Origin of the sequence: Sphingobium jiangsuense (genome assembly GCF_014196495.1) — a bacterium.
Taxonomy (GTDB): Bacteria; Pseudomonadota; Alphaproteobacteria; order Sphingomonadales; family Sphingomonadaceae; genus Sphingobium; species Sphingobium jiangsuense.
The window spans coordinates 148,254-174,331 of record NZ_JACIDT010000005.1; the positions used below are offsets into that span (position 1 = coordinate 148,254).

At 68.0% G+C, this 26,078-nt stretch carries 20 protein-coding genes; 10 read left to right on the forward strand and 10 right to left on the reverse strand.

The window, feature by feature from the left end:
• Positions 1-12 precede the first annotated feature (12 nt).
• From GGR43_RS08890 to GGR43_RS08905, 4 genes are all read left to right on the forward strand, one after another.
• On the forward strand, positions 13-936 hold the full coding sequence (locus GGR43_RS08890; RefSeq protein ID WP_188071625.1) for a glycerophosphodiester phosphodiesterase family protein: 924 nt from the start codon (positions 13-15) through the stop codon (positions 934-936).
• Between the two features lie 87 nt (positions 937-1,023).
• On the forward strand, positions 1,024-2,628 hold the full coding sequence (locus GGR43_RS08895; protein WP_188071626.1) for an alkaline phosphatase D family protein: 1,605 nt from the start codon (positions 1,024-1,026) through the stop codon (positions 2,626-2,628).
• A 59-nt stretch (positions 2,629-2,687) separates the two neighbouring features.
• The gene (locus GGR43_RS08900; protein WP_188071627.1) at positions 2,688-3,155 is read left to right on the forward strand and encodes a hypothetical protein; all 468 of its coding nucleotides are present in this window, start codon (positions 2,688-2,690) and stop codon (positions 3,153-3,155) included.
• A gap of 171 nt (positions 3,156-3,326) precedes the next feature.
• A complete protein-coding gene (locus GGR43_RS08905) occupies positions 3,327-4,301 on the forward strand; it encodes an NAD(P)-dependent oxidoreductase (RefSeq protein WP_188071628.1) in 975 nt (324 codons plus the stop codon).
• Here the strand turns inward: GGR43_RS08905 and GGR43_RS08910 are convergent.
• Positions 4,298-5,314, reverse strand: a complete 1,017-nt coding sequence (locus GGR43_RS08910; RefSeq protein WP_246343443.1) for a S66 peptidase family protein — start codon at positions 5,312-5,314, stop codon at positions 4,298-4,300. The two genes, GGR43_RS08905 and GGR43_RS08910, sit on opposite strands and share 4 nt — an antisense overlap.
• A 185-nt stretch (positions 5,315-5,499) precedes the next feature.
• On the opposite strand from GGR43_RS08910, the gene GGR43_RS08915 reads away from it, so the two are divergent.
• Entirely contained in the window at positions 5,500-6,648 is a 1,149-nt protein-coding gene (locus GGR43_RS08915; RefSeq protein WP_188071630.1) for an L-talarate/galactarate dehydratase, read from the forward strand.
• Positions 6,649-6,729: 81 nt separating this feature from the next.
• Here the strand turns inward: GGR43_RS08915 and GGR43_RS08920 are convergent, their stop codons facing one another.
• Both GGR43_RS08920 and GGR43_RS08925 read right to left on the reverse strand, forming a co-directional pair.
• Entirely contained in the window at positions 6,730-7,701 is a 972-nt protein-coding gene (locus GGR43_RS08920) for an MBL fold metallo-hydrolase (RefSeq protein ID WP_188071631.1), read from the reverse strand.
• 221 nt (positions 7,702-7,922) lie between these two features.
• The gene (locus GGR43_RS08925; RefSeq protein WP_188071632.1) at positions 7,923-8,933 is read right to left on the reverse strand and encodes a DNA topoisomerase IB; all 1,011 of its coding nucleotides are present in this window, start codon (positions 8,931-8,933) and stop codon (positions 7,923-7,925) included.
• Positions 8,934-9,217: 284 nt separating this feature from the next.
• Between GGR43_RS08925 and GGR43_RS08930 the strand changes: the two genes are divergently transcribed.
• The gene (locus GGR43_RS08930; protein WP_188071633.1) at positions 9,218-11,407 is read left to right on the forward strand and encodes a TonB-dependent receptor; all 2,190 of its coding nucleotides are present in this window, start codon (positions 9,218-9,220) and stop codon (positions 11,405-11,407) included.
• Between the two features lie 54 nt (positions 11,408-11,461).
• Here the strand turns inward: GGR43_RS08930 and GGR43_RS08935 are convergent, their stop codons facing one another.
• Together GGR43_RS08935 and GGR43_RS08940 are read right to left on the reverse strand one after the other, a co-directional pair.
• Positions 11,462-12,376 carry a LysR family transcriptional regulator gene (locus tag GGR43_RS08935; protein ID WP_188071634.1) on the reverse strand — a complete coding sequence of 305 codons (915 nt, stop codon included), beginning with the start codon at positions 12,374-12,376 and terminating at the stop codon, positions 11,462-11,464.
• Between the two features lie 169 nt (positions 12,377-12,545).
• The gene (locus GGR43_RS08940; RefSeq protein ID WP_246343444.1) at positions 12,546-13,523 is read right to left on the reverse strand and encodes an alpha/beta hydrolase; all 978 of its coding nucleotides are present in this window, start codon (positions 13,521-13,523) and stop codon (positions 12,546-12,548) included.
• A 196-nt stretch (positions 13,524-13,719) separates the two neighbouring features.
• Between GGR43_RS08940 and GGR43_RS08945 the strand changes: the two genes are divergently transcribed.
• Complete coding sequence (locus GGR43_RS08945; protein ID WP_246343445.1) at positions 13,720-15,297, forward strand: tannase/feruloyl esterase family alpha/beta hydrolase; 1,578 nt, start codon at positions 13,720-13,722, stop codon at positions 15,295-15,297.
• An 11-nt stretch (positions 15,298-15,308) separates the two neighbouring features.
• Entirely contained in the window at positions 15,309-17,297 is a 1,989-nt protein-coding gene (locus GGR43_RS08950) for a CocE/NonD family hydrolase (protein ID WP_188071635.1), read from the forward strand.
• 18 nt (positions 17,298-17,315) lie between these two features.
• Here GGR43_RS08950 and GGR43_RS08955 read toward each other — a convergent pair whose 3' ends face one another.
• Positions 17,316-18,716, reverse strand: a complete 1,401-nt coding sequence (locus GGR43_RS08955; protein WP_246343446.1) for an MmgE/PrpD family protein — start codon at positions 18,714-18,716, stop codon at positions 17,316-17,318.
• Positions 18,717-18,840: 124 nt separating this feature from the next.
• Here GGR43_RS08955 and GGR43_RS08960 point away from each other — a divergent pair, with 124 nt between their 5' ends.
• Positions 18,841-20,130, forward strand: a complete 1,290-nt coding sequence (locus GGR43_RS08960) for an MFS transporter (protein ID WP_246343447.1) — start codon at positions 18,841-18,843, stop codon at positions 20,128-20,130.
• Positions 20,131-20,137: 7 nt separating this feature from the next.
• On the opposite strand, the gene GGR43_RS08965 is transcribed toward GGR43_RS08960, so the two are convergent.
• On the reverse strand, positions 20,138-21,166 hold the full coding sequence (locus GGR43_RS08965) for a hypothetical protein (protein ID WP_188071637.1): 1,029 nt from the start codon (positions 21,164-21,166) through the stop codon (positions 20,138-20,140).
• Complete coding sequence (locus GGR43_RS08970) at positions 21,163-22,281, reverse strand: CapA family protein (RefSeq protein WP_188071638.1); 1,119 nt, start codon at positions 22,279-22,281, stop codon at positions 21,163-21,165. The genes GGR43_RS08965 and GGR43_RS08970 overlap by 4 nt, the downstream gene beginning before the upstream one ends.
• Before the next feature lie 286 nt (positions 22,282-22,567).
• Between GGR43_RS08970 and GGR43_RS08975 the strand changes: the two genes are divergently transcribed.
• Positions 22,568-23,698: a CapA family protein gene (locus GGR43_RS08975; protein ID WP_188071639.1), complete on the forward strand. Its 1,131-nt coding sequence runs from the start codon at positions 22,568-22,570 to the stop codon at positions 23,696-23,698.
• On the opposite strand, the gene GGR43_RS08980 is transcribed toward GGR43_RS08975, so the two are convergent.
• Both GGR43_RS08980 and GGR43_RS08985 read right to left on the reverse strand, forming a co-directional pair.
• Positions 23,690-24,466, reverse strand: coding sequence for a hypothetical protein (locus GGR43_RS08980; RefSeq protein WP_188071640.1), 777 nt, complete (start codon positions 24,464-24,466; stop codon positions 23,690-23,692). The two genes, GGR43_RS08975 and GGR43_RS08980, sit on opposite strands and share 9 nt — an antisense overlap.
• A complete protein-coding gene (locus GGR43_RS08985) occupies positions 24,463-25,986 on the reverse strand; it encodes a hypothetical protein (protein WP_246343448.1) in 1,524 nt (507 codons plus the stop codon). Before GGR43_RS08985 ends, GGR43_RS08980 begins: the two co-directional genes overlap by 4 nt.
• Positions 25,987-26,078: the final 92 nt, after the last annotated feature.

Here is a 26,078-nt window from a genome sequence, read left to right on the forward strand (position 1 = left end):
GGAGGCATGGCGATGAAGAGGTTCGCGCGATCGAAACTGTTGCGCCCTGCGGTTCTGGCGCTGGCGGCGGGGGGCATGATGCTCCCCGCCCCGTCCATCGCTGCCGCGCCTGCGACTCCTGCCGCCGGCAAGGCGGCCGAGGGGCAGGCGGGCAAGCGGGCGATGAAGGTCATCGCCCATCGCGGCGGGGCGATGGCCCGGCCGGAAAACACCATGGCCGCCTTCCACCACGCCGCGGGAATGGGCGTCGACTATCTGGAATTCGACATGATGATGACGCGCGACAACCGCGTGGTCGTCCATCACGATACGGCCATCAACCCGGAATTCTGCAAGTCCGCGACGGACACGGCGCCCGCCCCGGTGCGCGACCTGAGTTTCGCGCAGACGCAGGCCTTCGACTGCGGCTCCGCCGTGCGGCCCGCCTATGCGGGAAGCCGCTTCCTCGCCGTGCCGGGCGCGCGCATCCCCGGTCTGGAGGAGGTGCTGGCGACCTTCGCGGGCGGCGATGCGCTGTTCTTCGCCGAAACCAAGATACCGCAGGGCGCGGATATCGACCCTGTGCTGTTCGCCACGTTGCTGGAAGATGCGGTGCGCCGCCACGGGCTGGAGGACCGGCTGATCCTGCAATCCTTCGATTTCCGCACGATCGATGCGCTGCACGCGATCAATCCGCGCATCCGCACCTGCCTGCTGGGCGTGCCGCGCCAGACGCGCGACTATCTGGCGATGCTGCGCCGGCACCATGCCGGATGCATCGTGCTCAGCCATGACGAGGTGGACCGGGCGGGCGTGCGCGCGCTGCAACAGGCCGGGGTGCTGGTGTTCTCCGGCGTGGCCGACACCGAGGCGGACTGGCGCAAATATGCCGATCTCGGCTTCGATGCGTTGTTCACCAACGAGCCGGAAGGGGCGATCGCCTTCCTGCGGCGGTAAGTCCCCGATTTGCAACAGAGCGCGGCTATGGCTGTCGCGGCGCGCTGCATCCCGATCAACGGCAGCCAGGGAAACAGGAAACCGGTCATGCATTCGGATCGTCGCACTCTCCTCCGGGCCATGGGCGGCCTGACCCTGCTGGCGGGGCTGTCGCCGCGCGTGCTCCCGGCCCAGCCGATGTTCACGGGGCCGGTGTTGCGCGATCCGCTCGGCGCTGACCCCTTCACGCTCGGCGTCGCGTCCGGCGATCCCTGGCCCGACGGCTTCGTGATCTGGACCCGGCTCGTCCCGCGCCCGATGGACGAGCATGGCGGCATGCCCGCCGCGCGCGTGCCGGTGCGCTGGGAGGTGGCGGAGGATGAAGGCTTTGCGCGCGTGGTGCAGCGCGGCGAGGCGATGGCGATGCCGGAGCTCGGCCATTCGGTGCATGTGGAGGTGAGCGGTTTGAGGCCGCATCGCCGCTATTTCTACCGCTTCGCCACCGCCGGATCGGATATCAGCCCGGTGGGCATGGTGCGCACTGCGCCCGCGCGCGACGCGCTGGTGCAGCGCGTGCGCATCGGCGTCGCCGGGTGCCAGAATTACGAGATGGGCTATTATGACGCCTGGGCCCATTTGGCGAAGGAGCCGGATCTGGACCTGATCTTCCATTATGGCGACTATATCTATGAAGGCGGCGCCACGCCGCCGGGGCCGCAGGCCAATGGCTGGACGCCGGTGCGCCGGCATGTCGGCAACGAAATCTACAGCATAGAGGATTATCGCCGCCGCTATGCCCAGTATAAGAGCGACCCGGCGTTGCAGGCGGCGCATGCGGCCTGCGCCTTCGCCTGTTCTTTCGACGATCATGAGGTCGACAATAATTTCGCGGGCGATTTCGATCAGGACGGCTCGGCGCCGGAGATATTCGCGCTGCGCCGCTTGGGCGCGTTGCAGGCGTGGTATGAGAACATGCCGGTGCGCCGGGCGCAATTCCCGACGCTGGGCGGGCTGACCGCCTATCGCCGCCTCGATTACGGGCAGCTGTTGCGCACCCATGTGCTCGACACCCGCTCCTATCGGTCCGACCAGCCCTGCAATGACGGCAAGGTCCAGCCCTGCCCGCGCAGCGCCCTCACCGCGCCGGACATGCTCGGCCGCGCGCAGGAGGCATGGCTCGACGAGGGGCTGGACGCGGCCAGGGGCAATGCGGCGGCGTGGAACCTGCTCGCCCAGCAGGTGATCGTCATGCCGGTCGATTTCCGCGCCGCCGATGCGGAAGAGGGCAAGTTCGCCACCGACCTGTGGGACGGATATCGCCCGGCGCGCGCGCGGTTGATCGACACCATCGGCCGCCACCGCCTCACCAATGTCGTCATCGCCACCGGCGACCATCACCGCCATCTGGTCGGCAGCGTGCCCGAAAAGGACGAGGCGCCCGACGGCAGGAAGGTGGCGGTCGAATTCCAGGCCGCCTCGATCAGCTCCAACGGCAACGGCAAGGGGGAGGCGGGGCTGGAGCATATGATGCGCAACAACCCGCATTTCGACCTCTACACCGACCGGCGCGGCTATCAGCTGTTCGACGTCACGCCCAAGGAATGGCGCACCGATGTGAAGGTGATGGATCAGGTCGAGCGGCCCGGCGGCCGGATCGGCACGCTGGCGAGCTATGTGGTGACGCCCGACGCCGCGCGGCTGCATCGGGGCTAGGGTAGCGGCCGCACCGGACGTGTGCTAGCGGTCCAACCGGAGGCATCGGGGAGGATCGCGTGACCGCCAATCATTATATCCGGCGGGAAACGCTGGTGAATGTCGCCATAAACTGCTTTTTCGCGGCGCTGTTCTTCTTCGTCGTGTTCGGCGGGCAGGACAGGGTCCCGGTCTGGGGCCTGGGCAACTGGGTTTTCGATTTCATCCCGCAAAGCTTCATGATCGCGCTGCTGGGCACGATCATACCCGGCGCGCTGGCGGCAAAGCGGCTGAGGGCGGGGGCGGTGCAAGCCCTCGTCCGCCCCTCGCCGTTGCCGCGCAACCTGCTGCTGCGCGCGCTGCTGCTGGCGGTGGTGTCGGCCGTCATCGGCGCGACCGCCGTCGCGCTGCTGATGACGGCCACGGATGCGGGCCATCTGGAGCCGCTGCCCGCGCTGCTGCTGAAGATCGGCTATGCCGCGCTGCTGTCGATCGTGATAACCCCGCCGGGGCTGCGCGCCGCGCTGACACTGCCCGCCGCCGCCTGACCGATCCGGCGGCCCCGCCCGGCCTGCTGTTCGTCGCAGGGGCTTTGCTGTTGGCGGCCGGCGGAATATTGGTGGTGGACCGCCATACGCCGCCGGTGCGCGCCGGGCCGCGCCGGGGCCGGGAGCTGGCGGCGGGCTGACTGACGGGCGGGCGTGGAGGAAAGGCGAACCATGGCAACGATTCTGCTTATCGGAAGAGACGACGTCCTGTCTTTCCTGCGGGATCGGGTGATGCCGCTGCTCGATCCGGCGCATGAGGCGCTGCTCTTCTCCGAGCGGGACGCCATTCCCGCCGCGCTGCTGGACCGGGCCGAGATACTGGTGGCGCTCGACGCCCGCTGCGACCGGGCGCTGCTGGAGCGCGCGCCGCGCTTGCGGGCGATCGTCTCGCCGACCATCGGCATTGACCATATCGCGCTGGACGATGCGACCGCGCGCGGCATCATGGTCGTCAACGGGGCGGTTCGGGAGAATGCCGAAAGCATGGCCGAGGCGACCGTCATGCTGCTGCTCGCGGCCTTTTACGACCTGCAACGGAGCATGGAGCGGCTCGACCGGCCGCAGGACCAGGCCCCCACCGCCCGCATGCTGGCGGGCAAGACGCTGGGCCTGCTGGGCTATGGCGCGATCGCGCGCGGCGTGGCGCGGCGGCTGGCGCCGTGGGGCGTCCGCCTGCTGGCGCACAGCCGCACCGCCCGGCGGGACGAGGACGGCGTCGCCTTCGTGCCGCTGGAAACCCTGCTGCGCGAAAGCGACGGGCTGATGGTGCTGGCCAGCCTGAACGCCGACAGCCGCCATCTGCTGAATGCGGAGCGCCTGTCGTGGATGAAGCGGGGCGCGATCCTCGTCAACACCTCGCGCGGGGCGATCATCGACGAGGCGGCGCTGGCCGATGCGATCCGCAGCGGGGCCATCGGCCGGGCGGCGCTGGACGTCTTCGAAACCGAGCCGCTGCCGCGCGACAGCGCGCTGCGCGGCCTGCCCCATGTGCTGCTGACCCCGCATTGCGTCGGCCACAGTATCGAGAGCTATGCCGCCATTCCCGCCAAGGCGGCGGAGAATGTCGCGCTGCTGCTCGCCGGGAAGGTGCCGGACTCGCTGTGCAATCCCGAAATCCTTGCCAGCGGCGCGCGGCGTTCGTCCTAGGCGGTTATGGGTTCCAGCACCCTTATGCTGCCGCGCCCGTCCATCTCCACCTCGGCGCCGACCGGCAGGCAGAGCTGGTCGGCGATATGGCCGATATTCGCGCCGCGGAAGGCCGGAACGCCGAGCGGGCGGATATACTGGTCCAGCAGCTGCGGCACGGTGAAGCCGATATAGCCGGGCAGGCGGCTGGCGCAGCGCGTGCATTGGCCGAAGATCACCCCCGCCACCTTCCCCAGAACGCCTGCCAGCGCGAGTTGGTTGAGCATCCGGTCGATCCGGTATTCGGCCTCGTTCACATCCTCCAGGAACAGGATCGCGCCCTCGAAATCCGGCAGCCAGGGCGTGCCCACCAGCGTCGCGAGGACGGAGAGATTGCCGCCGATCAGCCGCCCCCGCGCCGTGCCGGGGCGGATGGTCGCGACCCGTGGCGAGCCATCCGCCCCCTCCACATCGGGGCCGAGCGTTTCGGGCGGCTGGAACAGCGGCGCTTCCCCGGCGAAGGCGAGCCGCCAGAAGCTGTCCCAGCTCGTTTCGTACCAGCCGTTCGCCGCATTGGGCGCATGGAGGGTGGGAAAGCCCGCGCGTGCGGCGAAGGCGAGGTGCAGCGCGGTGACGTCGCTGAAGCCGATCAGCAGCTTCGGGTTCGCCCTTATGCGGTCCCAGTCGAGATGGGGCAGCAGCCGCGCGCTGCCCCATCCGCCGTTCACCGCGAAGATCGCGCGGACCGCGCTGTCCCCGAACATCGCGTTGATATCGGCGGCACGCTGTTCGTCCGTGCCGGCGAGATAGCCGTAGCGGGTGGCGACATGGCGGCCGAGCCGGGGCACCAGCCCCATGCCCGCCACCACGGCCTTCACCCCTTCAAGCTGCAACAGGTCGTCGCTGAAGCTGGCGGGCTCGATCAGCCCCACCACGTCGCCCGGCCGCAGGCGCGGCGGCCGCGTGGGCGCGCGGGCGACGAGGGGGGCGGGCATCATCAGGCCCGCCATCAGGCCGCCAAGGCCGCCGATCATCGAACGTCTGCTGGGCATGGCCCTGAATAGCAGCGCGGCCGGGCGTTGCACAATCCCGCTGCTCCCGCCATCTGCCCCCTCTCTATCGATGCCGATTGAATATCGATCGATACCGGCGGCCGCGTTGATCGTTCGCGCGGCAGCGGCCACTGTCCCTGCTGACAATCAGGGTAGAGGATCGAAGGATGACGCGCGACCCCATCGCGGAAATGAAAGTGTCGCTGGCCTGGCTGCCGCTGGCGCAGCCGATCAGCGACGCCAAGGTCTTCACCGGCCGCCAGCGCCCGCTGACGCAGGTGGCCATGCTGTTCGCCGAGATCCGCACCGAAAGCGGCCGGGAAGGCATCGGCTTCAGCTATTCGAAGCGCGCGGGCGGGCCGGGCCTCTATGCCCATGCCCGCGAGGTCGGCCCGGAGCTGATCGGCGAGGACCCGAACGACATAGAGCGGCTGTGGACCAAGCTGGTCTGGGCCGGCGCCTCGGTCGGCCGGTCGGGGCTTTCGACGCAGGCGGTGGCGGCGTTCGATATCGCGCTGTGGGACATGAAGGCCCGGCGCGCGGACCTGCCGCTGGCCAAGCTGCTGGGCGCGTCGCGCGATGCGGTGCCGTGCTACAACACGTCGGGCGGGTTCCTGTCCACGCCGCTGGAGGAGTTGCTGGAGAATGTCGACCGCTCCGTCGCGGCGGGACTGGGCGGCATCAAGATCAAGGTCGGCCACCCCGACGCGCGCGAGGACCTGCGGCGGCTGGAGGCGGTGGCGAAGCGGATCGACGGCCGGGTCGCGCTGATGGTCGACGCCAACCAGCAATGGGACCGGGCGGCCGCGCTGCGCATGGCGCGGGCGATGGAGCCCTTCGGCCTGGTGTGGATCGAGGAGCCGCTCGACGCCTATGATTATGAGGGGCATGCGGCGCTGGCGCAGGCGATCGACACGCCCATCGCGTCGGGCGAGATGCTGGTCGGCCCGGCCGAGCATTTCGAGCTGATCCGCAACCGCTCGGTGGATTTCATCCAGCCCGACGCCGCCCGCGTCGGCGGCATCACCCAGTTTCTGCGCGTGGCGGCGATGGCGCGGGAATCGCATCTGTCGCTGGCCCCGCATTTCGCGATGGAAATCCACCTCCACCTCGCCGCCGCCTATCCGCATGCGAGCTGGGTCGAGCATTTCGACTGGCTCGACCCGCTGTTCAATGAGCGGCAGCAGCTGCGGGACGGGCGCATGGTCGTCAGCGACCGGCCGGGGCTGGGCGTGACGCTGAGCGAACAGGCGCGGCAATGGACGGTGGCGTCCTGCGTCATCAGCCGGTCCGGGGTGGTCGACGGCTTCCATTGAGGGGGATGGGCGGCGTCGGCGGCTGGAGCGTTTTCAAGTCAGATGGAACATCCGATGACTCGGAAAACGCGGAAGGAATATCTACTCCTCGCCTTCGCCCATCCGCGCCAGCTGCACGCGCGAGCACTCGCCCAGCATCCGGGTGAAGCGTCGGTATCGGTCCGCGCCGATGACGAAGGGGTTGGCGTCGCCCGGCATCGCATAGCGCAGCAGGACCTGCTTTTCGGTCGCGTCGTTATGGGCCGGATGATTGGTCAGCAGCACGTCCACGCCCGCCGCCGCCGTCAGTTTCTCCCACCGCTCCAGCGAGGCGATCTGCCGGCGGATCGAGGCGCTGTCCCGCCCGCCGCCGCTTCCGCCCATCAGCCCCGCCCAGTGCCGCTTGCCCTTGTCGGTGACCGGGAAGATCAGGGACAGCGTGCCGGGCGTGTGGCCCGGCGTCACATGCAGCCTGACCGTCGTGCCGCCCAGCGTCACGCCGTCCCCGTCCTTCGCGACGATATCCCGCCGGGGCGGCGCCAGGGCGGCGAAGGGGCCGGGCTGTGGCCCGTTCATCAGCGCCCAGTCCGCCTCGGCCGCGACGACGCGCGCGCCGTACCGGTCCTGTAGATATTTCGCGCCGCCATAATGATCGCCATGGCCATGGGTGACGATGACATAGCGGATGCGCCTGGGGTCCAGCTCCAGTCGCTCCATGTTGGGCACGAGGATGTCGCGCGCCTCCTCCGGGCCGTTCAGCGCATCGATGACGATGATCCCGTCCGCGGTGTCGAGCGCATAGGCCGACACGGCGTTCTGGCCGATCGAGTAGAGCGCGTCGAACAGCCGGGTCGGCGGGACCAGCCCGTCATGCTGCACGCCGGTCACCTGCTGGCGGTCGAGCGGGCTGACGAGGCAGCGCCAGCGGAATTCGGACCAGAGGTCGGTTGCCGCCAGCGCCCGCGCGCGCGACAGATGGCGGGCGACCGCATCCCTGTCCTCATCGGGAAAGCTGGCCTGCGGCGGATAGTCGGCGACCGCCGCCGGTGGCCGGGCGGGCAGGGGCGTGGACATCAGGCCGAGCGCGAGCCCAGCCCCTGTCCAGTTACGAAAAGCCGTCCAGTTACGAAAAGCCGTCCGGTTGCGAAAATATATCATGCGGCCTCTCTCCCTGTCCTGTTCCGTGCGGGCATGCGCATCGGCACTGGCGTCGGAGAGTAGGGAAGCGGGCCGGAAACGCCAATTTTTTGCGGCAATCGAACGATGCTGAAACGGGATCGACGGCCGGGCGCGCCTCAGGCGGCGAGCAGCGTGGCCGTATCGGGCGCCTTTTCCAGAAAGGCGATCAGCCCCCGTTCCGCGCGGGAAAGCCAGCGGGTGCTGCGCGGCAGGGGCGTCAGCCGCAGTTCCTGCTGCGCGGCGGCGTCGCCCGCCAGCCTCAGCAGCGCGGGATGGATATAGGATTTGCGCGCGATCGCCGGGGTGTTGCCCAGCCGTTCGGCGACATGGGCGAGCATCTCCTTCATCGTCACGGTGCCGGGCGCGTGGCGGACCAGCTCGAACGCCTGCACGGTCGCGGCCCAGGTGCGGAAATGCTTGGCGGTGAAATCCTCGCCCAGCGTCGCGCGGAGATAATCGTTCACGTCGCCGGAATCGACCGGCACCGGCTGGCCGTCCTCGCCCAGGAACTGGAACAGATGCTGCCCGCGCAGATCCTGCATCGCCCGCACGAAGCGCAGCAGGCCGCGGTCGGTCAGCAGCGTCTCGCGCATCTTGCCCGACTTCGCGCGGAACCGCAGGCGCAGCGCCCGTCCCACGACCGCGACATGCCGCATGCGCAGCGTGGTCGCGCCGAAGCTCTTGTTGCTGCGCGTATAGGCTTCGTTGCCGACGCGCAGCGCGGCCTGGTCGAGCAGGCGCACGACGCAGGCGATCGCCCGTTCCCGCGTCAGCCCGCGCGCGGTGATATCGGTCGCCACCCGCCGCCGGATGCGGGGCAGCAGCGTGCCGAAGCGGGCGAGAGCGTCGAACTTCAGGCAATCCCGCTCGGTGCGGAACAGCGGGTGATAGCGATATTGCTTGCGTCCGCGCGCGTCGATGCCGGTGGCGAGGATATGCCCGTCCGCGCAGGTGCAGAACCAGGCGTTGCGATAGGCGGGCGGCAGGCCGACGGCGTTGAGGCGGTCTATCTCCTCCCGCTCGACGATGCGCTGCCCCTCCGGCGTATAATAGGCCCATCCCCGCCCCGCCCGTTTGCGGCGGATGCCCGGCAGGCCGGTATCGACGAAGACAAGCTGGCAGGCCATGGCGCTATAGCGCCCCGCCCCGTCAAGGGTTCCGCGTCGCCCGCTTTCGTCGCATCGCGGGAGAAAATCGATACGGATTCCGCATCGAATGATCCTCTTATGGACAGGAAGGCCCCGCTCCCCTCGCCAAATGGCGAAAATCGGTTATGGAAGGGCTTGCATGGCGCTTATGAAAGCGCATACAGTCGTGAGGCTGCGGAACGGCGCCACTGAAGGGGCGCGGTTTCGACCATAGGCGACCGGCGCCGAACAAGGGCCGGAACAGGAACAAAAGGGGAGGAACTATGAAATATCTTTTGCTGGGGACGTCCGCGCTCATGCTGGTGTCGTCCGCCGCCTTCGCACAGACCGCGGGCGGCGGGGCGGGGGCAGCCGCCAATAGCGGTGAAAGCGCTGGCATAAACGAGATCATCGTCACCGCCGAACGCCGCGCCCAGAGCGCGCAGGACGTGCCGGTGTCGATCGTCGCCATTTCCGGCAACACGCTGCGCGAGCGCGGCGTCGACGATCTGGACGATCTGCAGGCCGAGGTCCCCTCGCTCAGCTTCGTCGACAACGGCAACAGCAAGTTCGTCAACATTCGCGGGGTTGGCCTGACCGAGGCGGCGCCCAACCAGACGATCGCCGTTGCCGTCCATCTCGACGGCGCCTATATCGCCCGCGAATTCACCTTCAACGACGCCTTTTTCGACCTTGCGGGCATCGAGGTGCTGCGCGGGCCGCAGGGCACCTATTCGGGCCAGAACGCGTCGGGCGGCGCAATCTTCATCAACTCCGCCCGGCCGGACCTGCAGGAAACCACCGGCTACGCCGAGCTGACCCTCGCCGAATATAACCGCAAGCAGATCAGCGGCGCGATCAGCGTGCCGCTGTCCGACAAGGTCGCCGTCCGCGTCGCGTTGCAGAATGAGCGCCGCGACAGCTTCTACACCAATTTCGGTCCGACCGGGCAGACGGACGCGAATCTCGTCCAGTCGCAGCCCGGCAATGTGGAGCGCTTCCTGGGGCGCGCGCAGGTGCTGGCGAAGCCGACCGACCGTCTCGAACTGCGGCTGATCCACCAGTTCAGCAACGTCGAATCCGATGGCGTGGCGCGCAACGCCTATAATGCCGCCAATCTGGCGCGGCCTTTCATCATCAACTATGATTCCACCGACACGCTGCAACGGGTGGAATATAACCGCACCACCGGCATCGTCGCATGGGATGCGACCGACGCCTTCCGCGTCAACGCCAATTTCGCCTATCAGAAGACGCGCAACGACCAGCGCATCGATTCCGACCGCACCAGCGTGCTGGTGGAGCCGACGGTGCGGCAGGAATATTCGGTCTACGACATTCGCGACCGCTATTATACCGGCGAATTCAACCTCATCTCGACCGGCGAGGGGCCGTTCGAATGGACCGTCGGCGCGACGATGCTCGACTATCGCCAGAAGGCCTATCTGTGGACGCCGAAGGGCCCGCAGATCGCGGCGGGCACCGGCACCTATCTCTTCCTCGACGCCTATCGCAAGAACTGGGCGGTGTTCGGCGAGGTCGGCTACAGGCTGACAGACACGATCGAGGTGAAGGTCGGCGGCCGCTACAATCATGAAAAGAACGGCTTCCACCCCGAATCCTACCGGACGAGCGGCGGCCCCGATGCGGCGCCGGCGTCCTATTTCATCGTGCCCGAACAGACGTTCAAGAACTTCACCGGCCGCGCGCTGGTGAACTGGAAGCCGGACAGCTCCACCCTCGTCTATGCGACGGTCAGCAAGGGCTACAAGCCCGGCGGCGCTGCGCCCGGCGGGGACGAATATGGATCGGAAACGGTCGTCAATTACGAGCTGGGCTGGAAGGCCGACTGGCTGGGCCGCGCGCTGCAAACCTCGATCAGCGCCTTCTACATGGATTATGACGGGTTCCAGGCCTCCATCGCCACCGACCCGGACAACCCCACCACGCGCGTGACGAGCAATATCGACAACACCCGGATCAAGGGCGTGGAAGCCCAGATCTCGACCAATATCGGCGGGTTCCACGGCGACCTTTCCTTCTCGGTGCTGGATGCCAAATATGGCTCGCTCACCGTGTTCATGCCGGTCGGCGGGTTCAACAACACCGCTCCGCTGCCGGTCAATCTGGGCGGGCGGCAGATCAACTATGCGCCCGAATTCTCGCTGTCGGGCGGCCTTGCCTACGACATTCCGCTCGGCGGCGGCGAACTGACGCCCAGCGTCCGCCTGTCGCATACCGGCAAGCAATGGGCGTCCTTCTTCCAGCTGCCCTATCACGAGATACCGAAGCGCACGCTGGTGGACCTGCGCCTGACCTATGCGGCGGACAGCAACTGGAAGCTTGCCGCCTTTGTGACCAATGTGTTCGACAAGACCTATATCAACGTCGCCTCGACGGCGGTGGACGGCGTCGGCGCCTATGGTCTGGGCGCGCCGCGCCAGTTCGGCGGCACGCTGAGCTATACTTTCTGACCTCTCCCCTGGGGTGTGGCCGCGAAAGCCTCTGGTTTTCGCGGCCGCGCTCGATCAGGGCCGGGTGAGGGCGGGCGCGCCGCCTTCTTCCTGAGCCAGCAGCCCGTCCAATATCCCCAGCACCGGCGCCAGCGCCGGGTTGGAGCATTGCTCTCGCCACGCGGCGTACAGCTCCACGACGGGCCCTGCATCTTCCAGCGCATCGAATTCCACGCCGACCGGCCGCAGCAGGCTGGCGGTTTCGGGCACCAGCGCAAAGCCGTGCCCGGCCGCGACCATGATCAGGATCGAGTGGATCTGCACCAGCTGCTGCGTCACCTTGGGCTGCGCGCCGACGCTGGCGAACAGGCCGGACACCAGCTGATGGAAATAGCGCGCCTTGTCCGGCGCATACATGACGAACGGCCGGCCGTCGAAATCGGTCAGCCTTTTCGGCCGCTCCGATGCGGGCACGGCCGAGGGCGAGCAGATCACCAGCCGTTCATGCGCCACCCGGCGATGGCGGAAATCCGGACGCACCGGCGGGCGCAGCAGCGCGAGGTCGAGGCTGCCGGCTTGCAGCCCCTCGGCCAGATCGCCGCTGACCGACTCCTTCAGCAGCAATTGCACATCGGGAAGATGCTCGGCCAACTGCCCGACCAGGCGCGGCACGAAGCGATAGAGCGACGCGGCGGTGAAGCCGATCGTGACCATCCCCTGCCGCCCTTCGGCCGCCGCCCGCGCCGTCACCAGCGCATTGTCCGCCATATGGACGATACGCCGCGCCTCCGGCAGGAAGGCGACCCCGCCCGGCGTCAGCTTCACCGTGCGGCTGGAACGGTTGAACAGCTTCACCTGAAGCACATGCTCCAGCACCTGGATATGGCGACTGAGCGGCGGTTGCGACATGTTGAGCCGCGCGGCGGCGCGCCCGAAATGCAGTTCCTCGGCGACGGCGACGAAACAGCGGAGATGAACCAGCTCAAACACATTCCATCCCTAGTTGCAGGTCGCTTCCGGGGCAAGGCGGACGACGGGATGGAGAGGCGCCACCGTCACCCTCCCCATTTGGGGAGGGTGATCGTTGCGATGCCCGTCTGCGGCCCGCGTGCGGGGATGCGGGAAAGGGCGGCGGGCCGTCCAGCCGCCGCGCTGCACGTCATTCCGGGTCGATGCCCTTCTTTTCCACGCGCAGGTCGCCGGTCACGCACAGGCGGCAGACCGGGCCGGTGAAGCTGCGTCCGGCGCTCTTGTCGCCGCGCAGTTGCCATTCCAGCCAGTCGACGGAAATCTGCGCTGCCCGTCCGCCCAGCAGCGTGCGGAACGTGCCGCCATGGCCGGTGTTCATGTCGACCAGCACCGCCGGCACCGTGTCGATGCGCCGGAAATCGTCGGTGCCGTTGGGATAGGCGACGTCGGTGGGGCCGCCCATGATGTAGAGGATCGGCGCATGCAGCTTCTTCAACTGGCCCTTGTCGATATAGAGGCCCTCCACCGGCCGGGGATTGTTGGCGAAGATGCCGCTGTTGTGGACGATCGTCGTGGCGATGCGCGGATCCTCGGAAATCTTCAGCGCCTGAAGCCCGCCGCAGCTGTGGCCCGCCACCGCGATCGCCTTTTCGTCGATCCGGCCCTGATAGGGGCTGCCCTTGCGGCGGTTTTCGGCCAGCGCCCAGTCGAGGCCCTGCACGACCTGATCGACGGTGGTTTTCGGCTGCTTCGCGCCCGGCGCCAGCGGGGGCGGGGCGACCGCGCCGGTTCCGGTATAATTGCCGCCGGGCGCGATGACGAGATAGCCATAGGACGCGATTTCGAGCAGATGGGTGCGCGCCGACGCGCCATTGTTGCGGCATCCGCCATTGCCCCAGATCATCACGCCCATCTTGCGGTTGCCCAGCGCGGCCAGATCGGCCGGGCGATAGACGACATGATCGGACAGGGTGGCGGCGACCTCCTTGATTGCCGGATAGGGGCCGGTGCCGGGCATGTCGACCATCTTGTCATAGGCTTCGCGGATGAGGTCGCCGTCGAGATCGCGTGCCTCGGCCAGCGTCAGCGCGCCGGTCGGGCGGGCCGCCGGTTGGGCCAGCGCCGGCAGGGCGACGCAGGCGAGAATCAGCCCCGATATTATGCGCATCCTCTTATCTCCTCCTCCTGTTGGGAAGCGGATAAAAGTGCAGTTATCGCAGCTATGCAAGTGCTTACACAAAAAAATAAGGGCATATGACGGATTTTCGTTGATTCTTCTTTGAAAGTGCTTTCATCTGTTGCGATCCAGCAAGAATGAACAAGGGCGCCCGGCGAGCGCGCCCATGATCCGGGGAGAGGGAAATATGGCGTCCATGCGATATGCGGTGCTGGCGGTCATGGTCCTGCCGCTGCTGTCCTGCGCGAGCGGCGGAGCGGGCGGCGTGGCGAATGCTCCGGTCGGCGCTGCTCCGCCGAGGGAGGCGGCCGCATCGCCTGCGGCCTGCGCAGCCCTCGCCGGCCGCATCGGCGACCTCATGGTGACGGCGGCGACCCCGGTGATGCCCGCGCCCGCCTGGACGGTGGAGACCGACAGCAGCTATGAGCCGCTGCCGGTCACGCGGCCGCTGTGCCGGGTGGAAGGCACGATCGAGGGCAATATCGGTTTCGAGGCCTGGCTGCCGCACGACTGGAACGGCCGCCTGCTCGCCGGGGGCGTCGGCGGGCCCGCGGGGCAGTTCAACTATCGCGACATGTCGCGCCGGACGGAAGAGGGCTTCGCGACCTTCTCCACCGACAGCGGCCACAAGAAGACGCAGACGCGCTGGATGGCCGACGCCAAGGCGCGGGAGGATTATGAGCATCGCGCGACCCATCTTTCCGCCGTCGCGGCCAAGGCGCTGGTCGAGCGCTTCTACGGCGCGCCCGCCCGGCGCAGCTATTTCCTCGGCTGTTCGGGCGGCGGGCGGCAGGCGTTGAAGGAAATGCAGGTCTATCCGGCCGATTTCGACGGCGTCATCGCCGGCGCGCCGGGACCGAACATGCCGCTCCAGTCGGTGCGGATGATGTGGTTTTCGCTGCGCGCCAAGCAGAACCCCGCCGCCGCGCCGACCGACGCCGACTGGGACCTCTATGAAAAGGCCGCGACCAATGCCTGCGATACGCTCGACGGGGTGAAGGACGGCATCATCTCCCATCCCCCCGCCTGCCGCTTCGACATAGCGGCGCTGGCCTGCAAGCCGGGCGAGGCGAAAGCCTGCCTCGCGCCCGAAAAGGTCGCGCTGATGCGGGAGATCATCGCGCCGCTGCGCGACGAGGCGGGCAAGCCGATGGACGGCGGCCTCGTCGCCGGGGTGCGCACGCGGCCCGGCCCGCCTTCGCCGCTGCTGCGCGCGATGTGGGCGGACGGCATTTATGACGACCCGGACTGGGACGAGGACAGCTTCCGCCGCACCGCCGACCTCGCCGCCGTCCATGCGAAAATGCCGCAGCTGCGCGCGGACAGCACCGCGATCGATCCCTTCCTTGCCGGAGACCGCAAGGCGATCATCTATCAGGGCTGGGCCGACCCCTCGACCAATGCCGGACCGACGATCGACTATTACAGCGCGCTGGCCGAGAGATATGGCGGCTTCGACCGGATTTCGGACAATGTGCGGCTGTTCATGGTGCCGGGCATGTATCATTGCCGGGGCGGGCCGGGGCCGGAGGCGTTCGGCGGATCGGGCCACCCGACATGGCCGGGCCAGCCGGATCGCGATATCCTCTGGGCGATGATCCGCTGGGTCGAGCAGGGGCAGGCGCCGGAGCAGCTGAACGCCACCGGCAAGTCGGCGGACGGCAAGTCTTTCGTCCGGCCGCTCTGCCCCTATCCGGCGCGCGCGGTCTACAAGGGTGGCGGTGCCGATCCGGCCTCGCCCGGCGCGTTCGAGTGCGCCCGGTGACGGGTTGGGGGGTGAGCAGGCTGGCGCTGGCCCTCCTGCCGCTGGGGTTCCTCTCCACGGCGGCGGCGCTGGCGCCGGAGCAAGTCCACGCCCGCGCCGAGGCGGCGGGTTACACCCGGCAGGCCCATTATGTGCCGATGCGCGACGGCACGCTGCTGGCTGTCAGCATCTATGCTCCGGCGGGCAAGGCAGCCGATCGCCATCCGGTGCTGCTCTGGCTGTTGCCCGACCGGCGCGAGACGATTGATCCGCGCACCGGCGCGATCGAACCGAAGATGCCGCGCGCCGACATCGCCTTCTTTACTGCACACGGCTATGCGATCGCGCTGGCCGAGATGCGCGGCGGCGGCGCCTCCTTCGGCGGGCGCGAGATCGACCGGGGACCGCAGATCGGGCGCGACGGCAAGGATCTGGTCGACTGGATCGCCGCGCAGCGCTGGTCGGACGGCACGGTGGGGATGATCGGCGCCTCCTATCAGGGCTTTGCCCAATATGCGACCGCCGCCAACCGCCCGGTCGCGCTGAAGGCGATCTTCCCCGAAATCGCCGGGTTCGACGATTACGGCTCGATGTTCCACCCCGGCGGCATCCTCAATGTCGCGCTATCGGATTATGCCTCGGGCAGCATCGCGCGCATGGCGCAGAACCGTTTCGATCCGGCGCGCAAGGAATTCCCGTCGCCGCCCGTCGTGGACGAGGACGGCGATGGTGAGCTGGCCGACGAGATCCCGCTCGACCGCAACGGCGACGGCTCCTTTCTGGACGAAGGCGAGCCAACCTATGCCGACGGCCAGCCGCGCCGGCACCTCTATTACCGGGCGACCGTCGAGCATGCGGGCAATTTCAACCTGACCGTCGATGCGATCGCCGCCGCGCCCTTCCGCGACAGCAGGCTGGGGACGACGCCCTACAGCTATCATGATGTCGATCCGGGGACGAAGCCGGTCGATATCGCGAAGGCGGGGATCGCGGTCTATAATCGCGGCGGCTGGTTCGATTATCATGCGCGCGACACCGCGCTCTGGTATGCGACGCTGGAGGGGCGGACGCCGGTGCGTATGATGATGGCGCCGACCGGCCATGGCGGCCTGCCGTCCAGCGGGACGGAGGATCTTTATCGCGCCGGGCCCTATTTCCGCCATTTCGCGGACCCCACCACGAATGAGCTGATGAACCGCGAAAAGCTGCGCTTTTTCGATCGCCATGTGCGGGGCATCGACAACGGCTTCGACCGCGAGGATCCGGTGCTGCTCTATGTGATGGGCAAGGGCTGGCGGCGGGAAAAGACATGGCCGCTGGAGCGCGCGCGGCCGACCCGGCTGCATTTCGGCAGCGGGCATAGGCTGCTTCCCCGGCCGGACGCGGGCGGGGCCGACAGCTATCGCGTGGACTTCGCCGCAAGCTCGCTTTCCGGCGGGGCCAATCGCTGGAACTACGGCATATCCCGCGCCCGGCAGCCGATGACGCTCGACGGCGACGCGGCCCGTCGCCTCGCCTATGTCGGCGAGCCGCTGGCGGGCGATGTCGAGGTGACGGGCCACCCGCTTGTCGACCTGCGGCTTTCCTCGACGGCGGCGGAGGGCGATGTGTTCGTCTATCTGGAGGATGTGGCCCCGGACGGGTCGAGCCTGCTCGTCAGCGAGGGCCAGTTGCGGGCCAATTATCACCGGCCGCGCCCGATCGAGACCATGCTGGCGGCGCCCGCGCGCGGCTTCGGCGTCAAGCCGCTGTTGCCGTGGCAGGGGTTCGACCAGGCGGATTACGACCCGGCGCCCTTCGCCGACGGGCGAGAGCTGCGCCTGCGCTTCGACCTGATGCCGACGAGCTGGGTCTTCCGCAAGGGGCACCGCATCCGCATCTCCATCGCCGGTGCGGACAACCCCAGCTTCGCGATCCATCCGGGCCTCGCCGACACCGCGCGCAAGGGCGAGGCGCCGGTCTGGACGCTGCGCCGGGGGGCGGACGGATCGTCGGTCGTGCTGCCGGTGATAGCGGACTGACCGGCGCGCTATCCGCCTTCAGGCGAAGACCTGCCTCACATCGTCCACGGTGTCGATCGCCAGAATCCGCTCCGCCAGCTGGCGCGCCCGATCCGGGGCGAGGGGCACGCGGGCACGGCCGGTGCAATCGACGAATTTCGCGACGAGCTGCTCGCGCGCCAGCGGCCGCTCCGGCGAGCCGAGCGGGGTCGCGAATTCACCGCGCAGCATCTCGCCATTCTTCAGCTCCACCGCCAGGAAACCACCCGATCCGGCGGGCCAGCCCGGCGCGTCGGCCTCGACCGGCGCGACCAGCGCGGCCATCGCCAGCACATCGGGATCGGCCAGCGAGGCCGCGTCGAAATCGTCGAGCGTCACCTTGCCGCGCACCGCGGCCAGCGCGATGGTGAAGGGAATGCTGAACTTGGCGTCGATCGCCACGGCGGGCGCCTGCTTGCGCGGCAGCGGGTCGATCAGCATGCGCGTCACCGCGTCGATCCCGGCGTGGATGCGGGCGATCTGTGAGGCGTCGATCCCGGCGCGGTGGATGAGGCCGATCGCCAGCTCGATATAGGCATGGGTGCCCCGGCAGGAGGGCCAGGGCTTGAAGCTGAGCATCTGGCCGTGGAACCAGTCCCCCAGCCGGTCGAGCATCACGCCGCCGTCATACTCACCCCCGGCATAGAGGTCGAAAAAGCCGTCCCTGCCCTCGATCGGCGCGTCGAAGCCGGTGACGCCGCCCGCCGCCAGCCGGGCGCAGTGGATCGCCGCCTGCGCCGGGAACGCCTCGCGGATCGCGCGAATATTGGTGTCGCGCGAATGCTTGATCGCGCCCGGCATCGTCGCCTGGCAGAGCATGAGCGAGAGGGCGTCGCGGGTCCGGCGCTCGTCCAGCCCCAATATCCGCGCGCAGGCCGCCGCCGCGCCATAGGCGCCGATGATCGGCGGCGGATACCAGCCGCCCGCCTCCATCGGCCGCCGCAGCGAAAGGCCCAGCCGGCACACCAGGTCGCAGCCGATGGCGAGCGCGGTCAGCAGCGTGCGCCCGTCGGCGCCGACCTCCTGCGCCAGCGCCAGCGCGGCGGGGATCATCGAGGCATTGGGGTGGCTGGGCGCGGCGTCGAACGCATCCTCATAATCGAGCGCATGGGCCATCGCCCCGTTGGCGAAGGCCGCGTTTTCCGCCGAAACCTGCATCTCCGTTCCCAATATGCGGGCGGGCCCCGCGGCCTGCCCTGCGGCGATGGCGAGGAAGGGGGCGGCGTCCGCGCTCATTCCGCTCGCCGCCCAGATCACGCCCGTTCCGTCGAGCAGCGCGCGCCGCATCATCTCGCGGCAGGCTTCGGGCAGCGCATCATAAGGGGTGTTGGCGATATGGCGGCACAGCCTGTCGCTCAACGACAGATCGTCCGGTGTGGCGGCGGCGCTTGCGAAGGTCATGGCGGCATCCTTGAATTAACTGCTTGCCACATTCCATGGTCTTGCGCTTAATGCAAACGCTTTCATGAGGAGGGCTCGTTCGCGGCCGGTGCGGCGCGATCGTCACAAAGGGGAAGGATCGGGAATGGATGACGCGATGGAACGCCGGATCGGGCGCAAGGTGCTCTGGCGTCTGGTGTTGCCGAGCGCGCTGTTCATCCTGATGGGGTCGATCGACCGCGCCAATGTCGGCTTCGCCGCGTTGCAGATGAATCAGGCGCTGGGGCTGAGCGGGTCCAAATACGGCTTTGCCGCCGGCATATTGTTCGTCGGCTATCTCGCCGCCAAATATCCCAGCGTGCTGCTCTACGAGGCGATCGGCATGCGGCGCTGGCTGGCGATCATCACCCTGTCCTGGGGCGTGTCGGCCTCCGCCATGTCGCTGATCCAGACCGAATGGCACCTCTATCTGCTGCGCGTCGTCATCGGCTTCACCGAAGGGGGCCTGTCCTCCGGCCTGATGATCTATCTCAGCCACTGGGCGAGCGAGCGCTACCGGGCGTCGGTGCTGGCGCTGCCGATCATGGCGATTTCCATCGCGCAGATCGGTGGCGCGCCGATATCCGGCCTGCTGATGGAAACGCAGAACCCGTTGGGCTGGGAGGGGTGGCGCTGGATGTTCCTGGTGGAGGGCATTCCGGCGGTGCTGCTCGGCCTCTTCGCGTGGTTTTATTACCCCGATGGCCCGCGCGCGGCGACCTGGCTGTCGGATACCGAGAAATCATGGATGGAAGCCAATATTCGCGGCGCGACCAAGCCGAAAAAGGGCGAGCGGCAGCCGGGGCGCTGGGCGGTGCTGCGGCTGCCGGTGGGCTGGGTGTCGGCGCTGATCTGGTTCTGCATCCTGTCCGGCAATTACGGCATCATGTTCTGGCTGCCGCAGATCGTGCGCGGCCTTGCCGATCTCAGCGCGACGGAAACCGGGCTGATCGTCGCGCTGCCCTGGGCGGGAAGCGCGGTCGGCCTCTACCTCAACGCGCGTCATTCCGACCGGACGCAGGAGCGGTTCCTGCATGTCGCGGTGCCCGCGCTGGTGGGCGGCCTCGGCCTGCTGACCGCCTATGCCTTCGGCCCCGGCCTGCCCGGCCTTGCCGCGCTGATCGTCGGCGGGGCGTGCATCGGCTGCACGGTCGCGGCCTTCTGGGCGATCCCGACGCGGTTGCTGCCGCCGGAGGCGCTGTCGATGGGCATCGTCGCGATCAACATCCTCGGCAGCCTCGCGGGCGCGACCGTGCCCGCCGCGATGGGCTATTTGCGCGACGTGTCGGGGTCGTTCCTGCCGCCCACGCTGCTGCTGGTGGCGATCCAGCTGATCCTCGCGGGCCTGTGCCTCGTCGGGCGCAGGCTGGAGCGCGACGTGCTGGCGGGGCGCTGAACCGGGTTCAGCGCTCCTCCGCCTTCGCCTCCCGCACGGCGGCGAAGGTGCGCGGCGCCACCGACAGGAGGACGATCGCGCCGATCAATATGCCCGCACCGATCAGTTCCGACCGGCTCGGCATCTCCAGCCCCCATATCCACGCCAGCAGCACCGCGCCGCCGACGCCCGCGACCAGGCTGGCCGCGCGTTCCAGCGGGACGCAATAGCTGTTCTCGCTGGGGTGGAGCAGGATGATGATCGCGAACACCGACACGATCGTCAGCGTCAGGCCGATCAGCGCGATCTGGAGGATTTCCGGCTGGGTCCAGACCTCGACGAAGCCCCATTCCAGCCCGCTGGTGTTCCTGTCGATGCCGCTCATCGACAGCGCCGCCAGCGCCACGATCGCGAGCGGCAGGGCGACGATCTTCTCTTCGACGAAATATTTGCGCACCGACGCATCGTCGCCGGTCTTCGACACCTTGGTCATGATGGCGAGGCGCAGGAAATAGCCGAAGGTGTAGAGCAGGATCGTCGCGATCGCGATCGGCGGCAGGTTCAGCCCGCCCCGGTCGGATATCGTCAGCACCATGGCGATGGCGACCATCACCAGCGCCAGCCAGCTCCACCAGCGCACCCGCCGCCCGAACGCGATGTCGACCAGCGGCGCGATGAGCAAAATGTCCCCGCGCATCAGCAGCTGCATGAACGGAATGGAGACATTGGTGATGGTGAAGGACAGCGGCACGGTGAAGAGAACCAGCGCGGTGCCGATGCCCGACAGGAAGGTGTAGCGGGTGGGAAAGGGAATGCGCAGCCTGCCCAGCGATATCTTGTTGGCGTCGCGGTGCCAGCCCGACAGCCAGATGAACACATAGGTGGTGACCAGCGAGATGATGAGGGAGGCAGGCAGCGTCTCCAGCCCGGTGATCGGACGGCCCAGCGCCGCATTGGGCTGGCTCGTCACCAGCTTGGTGAGGATCACGTTGGGCAGATAGGACAGCAGGTAGAGGAGGACGATGAATTCGAGCGGAAAGCGGAATGCGAGTTTCATGCGGCCTCTACCTCTACCATGTCGCCGCCGCGCCGGAAGCGGGTGGCGAAACCGGCCTCCTGCGTGACCGCGGAAAGATAATCGATCACCTCGTCATAATGGCTGCTGCCCGGCGCCTGCGGGTGCGGCACCGCGTCGCGGCCGATATAGAGGGGAATGAACCCGCTGCGAAGCACCTTGCCCCCGGCGATTTCCAGCCGGGCGGCGATGGCGAGGCGGGATGCCTTGGGGAAATTGTAGAGGCCCTCGAAATCCGGTTCCCATTCCTCGGCCAGCACGCGGATCTCGTTGAAGCTCTTCGATTGCGCATGGGCCTCGTCCATGCGCAGGTCGCAGGCGAAATTGCAGAGGGAATAGAAGACCGGCACGCTGCCGATCATCTCCACGCCCTTCAATATATGGGCATGGCCGCCCAATATCGCGTCGGCCCCGGCCGCGACGGCGGCGCGGGCGACGACCGGCTGATATTCGGCGATGGCCGCGCGCACGAAGTGGATGCCCCAGTGCAGCGAGACGATAACGACGTCATGATCGCGCTTGGCCGCGCGGATATCCGCCTCCATCGCCGCGAGGTCGTCGATATGGGGCCAGCTGCGGATGCGCGGCGGCGTGCCGGGCTGGTCGTGCTCGATCTGCTCATAATGGGTGAAGGCGCGCATCGGGGCGCAGCCGGGACGGCGCTCGTCGGCCCAATAGGATTGGGGCAGGATGCTCGAATAGGCGAGGATGGCGATCCGGCTGCCGTCCTTCAGCGTGAAGCTGGCCGGCTTGCGCGCGGCGGCGATATTCTCGCCCGCGCCCACCGGGACGATGCCGACGCGCTCCAGATTGGCCCTGGTCTCGAAAAAGGCGTCGTTGCCCCAGTCCATCACATGATTGCCCGCCATCGAGATGACGTCGAACCCGGCGCGGGCGAGGGCGTCGGCGCCGTCCGGGCGGGCCATTACCGCATGGCGGGCCTGCGGCGCGCGCACGCCTCCGCTCGCGAACGAGGTTTCGAGCTGGCCGAAGCTGATGTCCGCTTCCCGCAGCATCTGCCGGGTGGCGGCGAAATTCTCGTCATAATCGTCGCGATCCATCGCGAGGTCGCCGACCGCAAGAAGAATGCCTGTCACTGGGCTTGATCCCTTTTCCTGCACGGTCGGGGGATGGATGAGGATATGGGTGCGCGGCGCACGGTCGGCTTCTCCCGGAAGATGACTGTCTTGTCGTTGAGATAGGGGCGGGCCGCATCTTAGAGCATCCGGGGGATCGTGCAAGCCCTTACATATAGAGCGAGAGCTTGTCCCTGCCGCGACTGGGCAGCCGCCGACACGCGGTCTCTGCGGCAAAATCACTGGGAGTGCCCTTCCGGTTTCGTCAGAAAGCGCTTACACGCGTAAGAAAAGGAGATTGCAGCCTATGCCGGACCGGATCGTCATTGCGGGGGTGGGGGATATCGGACCGCGCAGGGAACACCCGGCCGGGATGTTCGCGGGCGTGCGGGACGCGCTGCGCGCCGATCTGCTGTTCGGGCAGATGGAATGCGTGCTGTCGGATCGCGGCACGCCCGCGCCCAATGCCCGGCTGCCGATGCGCACCGCGCCGGGGGTCGCCCCCGTTCTGGCGGATGCCGGCTTCGACGTGCTGTCGCTCGCGGGCAATCATGCGATGGATTATGGCGCGCAGGCGCTGGGCGATACCGTCGCGCATCTGCGCGATGCCGGGATCGCGACCTGCGGCGGCGGCGCCACGCTGGCCGAAGCGCGCATGCCCGCGCTGCTCGAAACGAAAGGCAGGCGCGTGGCCTTCCTCGCCTATAATGCGATCCTGCCCCATGGCTATGCGGCCGAGCCCAACCGCGCGGGCTGCGCGCCGCTGCGCGTGCATACCCATTATGAGGCGGTGGAGCCGGACCAGCCGGGCACCGACCCCCGCATCCTCACCTTTGCCGCGCCCGCCGATCTGGCGGACCTGCTGGCCGATGTGCGGGCGGCGCGGGCGCGGGCCGACCATGTTATCGTGTCGATGCATTGGGGCATCCATTTCGTGCGCGCGGCGCTTGCCGATTATCAGCGCGAGGTCGGCCGGGCGATCATCGACGCCGGGGCCGACGCCATTTTCGGCCATCATCCCCATTTGCTGAAGGGCGTGGAGTTCCATCGCGGCCGCCCGATCCTCCACAGCCTCGGCAATTTCGCGATCGAGCAGCCGTCCGCCTTCATGGAACGGCTGACCGAAGATCGCGGCTTTCGCGAGATCAGCCGGCTGAACAAGGGCTGGCAGCCGGGCCGGAAATATATGAACCCGGAGGAAACCCGCCATAGCGTGATCGCGCGCCTGACGCTGGGCGAAGGCGATGGCGGCGAGGTCGGGCTGACGCTCGTGCCCTGCCGGATCGACGATGAGTCCGTGCCCCATGCGCTGGGGCCGGGCGCGCCCGCCGTCCGCGACCTGCTCGACTATCTTGTCCAGATCACCGGGGAGGCGGGGCTCACCACCGGCTATGCGCTGGAGGCGGACGGCATGATCCGCGCCTTTCCCTTAGAATAGCGCGCGGATCTCGGCCCGGCGTTGCGACTGGGACGGGATGGCGTCCGCTTCGGGATCGTCGATCGGCTGCGCGCCGGTTTCCCAGCGCGTCTCCACCGGCATGCCGGGCAGCAGGCGCCGCATGGTTTCGGCGATCGCCTCGGCCCTTTCCTTCGCCACTTCCGGCCGTTCGGCGATGGTGCGGCCCGACAGGGTGACGGGATCGGTCGCGGCAAAGCCGGTGACGACCAGCTTCTTCGGCCTGGCGGCGCGTATCCATGTCGCGGCATTGTCGATCAGCCAGTCGTCATATTGATAGACGAGGAAGTCGCGGTCGAACTCGAAATAGACCGGGAAGACGCGCTCCGCATAGGGGCCGGGCGGCGTTTTGCGCGGCACGAACAGCGGGTCGATGTTCCGGCGCGGCAGCACGAAGCGCCGCCCCGCATAGCCTTCCGCCGGGATGAGGTGGCGCGGGCAGGGCGTATCGAGGCGGGAGGTGCGCACGGCGTTCAGCACCTTCGCCCCGCAGGCGGTGACCGGCTCGTCCGAAACCCGGCCCTCGACCAGCACCTCATAATTCCAGTCCGGCTTATAGGGGCTTTCGCTGACGTCGTAGCGGATGCCGGTGGCATGGTCGTCGGCCAGCCAGCAGCCCGATTTCCGCCCCGCATCGGTGTCGCGGTAGATGGGGCAGGAGATGAAGCGGACGAGGTCGCCGGTCTGTTGCGCCTGCGCGGAAAGCGGGGCGGCGAGGGCGAACAGCAGGACGGGAAGGGCCGGTTTCATAGCACGCTCATGAGGTTGACGAGGTCCTGCTTTTCCTGCTCGGTATAACCGATGGAATAGCGGCGCTCATAATAATCGACCACGCCGCGCAGGTCCCTGGCCAGTCCGTTGGAGAAATAGGGCGCGCGGGCGGACAGGCCGCGCATCGATTGCAGCGTGATCTTGCCGACATCCTCGCACCGCCCGCTGGTGAGCGCGAAGCCGGGATCATAGGTGTGGATCACCCGGCCATAATGCGGATGCGGGCGGCCGAGACAGGTGATGCGGAACAGCGGCAGGTCGTTCCACGGATCGGCGAAGGGCAGGGTCGTGGTGCCGAGGTCCACCTGACCCGGCGCGACGTCATTGCCCATCTGCGTCATGTTGTGGCAGAAAACGCAACTGTTGCGCACCGGATTGCCGAAGCCGACGCGGCTGTTGATCCCCGCCGAATCGGTGATGAGGAAGGTCTTTTCGCGGAACACCCGCGCGCCGCGCGCAACCGACTGGCGAAAGGCGAGCTGCTGCGGCGTCAGCTTCGCGGCCTCTTCGGGCGAGATCTTCTCCCACCCGGCGAACTCGCTCCACACCGGCTCGCCGATGCTGCCGAGCGCGCCCGCCTGCGAATCCCGCAGGCGCGCGGGGCCGGCCTTGGCCCCGCCGGTGTCGACCGCGCCGCCCGTCTTGCTGAACTGCTGCGCGGTGAAGATGCGCAGCTCGAAATCCTCCAGCCGCTTGCGCTGTTGGGGCGTGAGGCGTTTCAGCATCTGGAGGTGGCTCGACGCTGCGTCCTCCATCTGGAGGCGGAGGCTGCCGGAGCGGTTGTCGGCCATCAGATTGCCCGATTGCGGCAGGCCGCTGTCGGGGTCGAGCGGCAGCGCATAGCCCTGCTTCGGGTCGAACGGGAAGCCGACGGCCAGCAGATATTTCATGTTCGCCACCGGGCGCGGGCGGCGATAGACGGAGATCCTGCCCGCTTCGGGGCCGTAATGCGGGCCGCTGTTGCAGCCATTGGGATCGCGCAGCACCTCTATGCGGAAATCCGGCGTGACCGGCTTGCCGTTGAAGCTGCGCACCGGCCAGGGCCGCTCGATGCGGATCAGCCCGCGCTGGAGCAGCAGCGAATGCGATTCCGCCTTGTCCTGCGGCAGGGTGGGGCAGTTGGAGCCGTCATAGGCGGCGAACAGCGGGTCCTTGCCGCCGGTGCGCTGCCACTGGCGCTGCACGCTCTCGACCGACAGGCTCATCGCGTCGGACGGCTGGTGGCAGGTGACGCAGGCCCGGCCGGTGGGGCCGAGCGGTTCGAAAAAGGGATGCCCCCTGGTTTCCATCGGCCCGCCCACCAGCAGCGTGCGCAGCGTGCCGTGGCCGTTGTCATAATCGAGGCTGGCAGGGAAGACCCGCCCTTCCCCCGGCGCCCACCAGCGATCGGGCTCCTTCTCCCCATGCGCGTTGACGGAGAGGGTGAGCGCCAGCCCCAGCGCCCCCGTTGCGGCGATCAGCGGGAACAGACCCGTTCGAAAGGATTTCTTGCCTGTCATTTGCTCGTCTGGACCCTTGTTTCCGGCCTGCCGCCGGGGGTGTTGCCGGGGCGGCGTGTTCCGGCCCTGCCGGTCACGCCGCCTCCGCCGCC

Excerpts from the sequence above, each read along its gene's own strand:
- GGR43_RS08985 (WP_246343448.1), bottom strand. The coding sequence starts at position 25,986 with ATGACAGGCAAGAAATCCTTTCGAACGGGTCTGTTCCCGCTGATCGCC.
- GGR43_RS08920 (WP_188071631.1), bottom strand. The coding sequence starts at position 7,701 with ATGTCCACGCCCCTGCCCGCCCGGCCACCGGCGGCGGTCGCCGACTAT.
- GGR43_RS08965 (WP_188071637.1), bottom strand. The coding sequence starts at position 21,166 with ATGAAACTCGCATTCCGCTTTCCGCTCGAATTCATCGTCCTCCTCTAC.
- GGR43_RS08980 (WP_188071640.1), bottom strand. The coding sequence starts at position 24,466 with ATGAAACCGGCCCTTCCCGTCCTGCTGTTCGCCCTCGCCGCCCCGCTT.
- GGR43_RS08895 (WP_188071626.1), top strand. The coding sequence starts at position 1,024 with ATGCATTCGGATCGTCGCACTCTCCTCCGGGCCATGGGCGGCCTGACC.
- GGR43_RS08940 (WP_246343444.1), bottom strand. The coding sequence starts at position 13,523 with ATGCGCATAATATCGGGGCTGATTCTCGCCTGCGTCGCCCTGCCGGCG.
- GGR43_RS08975 (WP_188071639.1), top strand. The coding sequence starts at position 22,568 with ATGCCGGACCGGATCGTCATTGCGGGGGTGGGGGATATCGGACCGCGC.
- GGR43_RS08955 (WP_246343446.1), bottom strand. The coding sequence starts at position 18,716 with ATGACCTTCGCAAGCGCCGCCGCCACACCGGACGATCTGTCGTTGAGC.
- GGR43_RS08925 (WP_188071632.1), bottom strand. The coding sequence starts at position 8,933 with ATGGCCTGCCAGCTTGTCTTCGTCGATACCGGCCTGCCGGGCATCCGC.
- GGR43_RS08915 (WP_188071630.1), top strand. The coding sequence starts at position 5,500 with ATGACGCGCGACCCCATCGCGGAAATGAAAGTGTCGCTGGCCTGGCTG.
- GGR43_RS08960 (WP_246343447.1), top strand. The coding sequence starts at position 18,841 with ATGGATGACGCGATGGAACGCCGGATCGGGCGCAAGGTGCTCTGGCGT.
- GGR43_RS08930 (WP_188071633.1), top strand. The coding sequence starts at position 9,218 with ATGAAATATCTTTTGCTGGGGACGTCCGCGCTCATGCTGGTGTCGTCC.
- GGR43_RS08890 (WP_188071625.1), top strand. The coding sequence starts at position 13 with ATGAAGAGGTTCGCGCGATCGAAACTGTTGCGCCCTGCGGTTCTGGCG.
- GGR43_RS08905 (WP_188071628.1), top strand. The coding sequence starts at position 3,327 with ATGGCAACGATTCTGCTTATCGGAAGAGACGACGTCCTGTCTTTCCTG.
- GGR43_RS08945 (WP_246343445.1), top strand. The coding sequence starts at position 13,720 with ATGGCGTCCATGCGATATGCGGTGCTGGCGGTCATGGTCCTGCCGCTG.
- GGR43_RS08910 (WP_246343443.1), bottom strand. The coding sequence starts at position 5,314 with ATGATCGGCGGCCTTGGCGGCCTGATGGCGGGCCTGATGATGCCCGCC.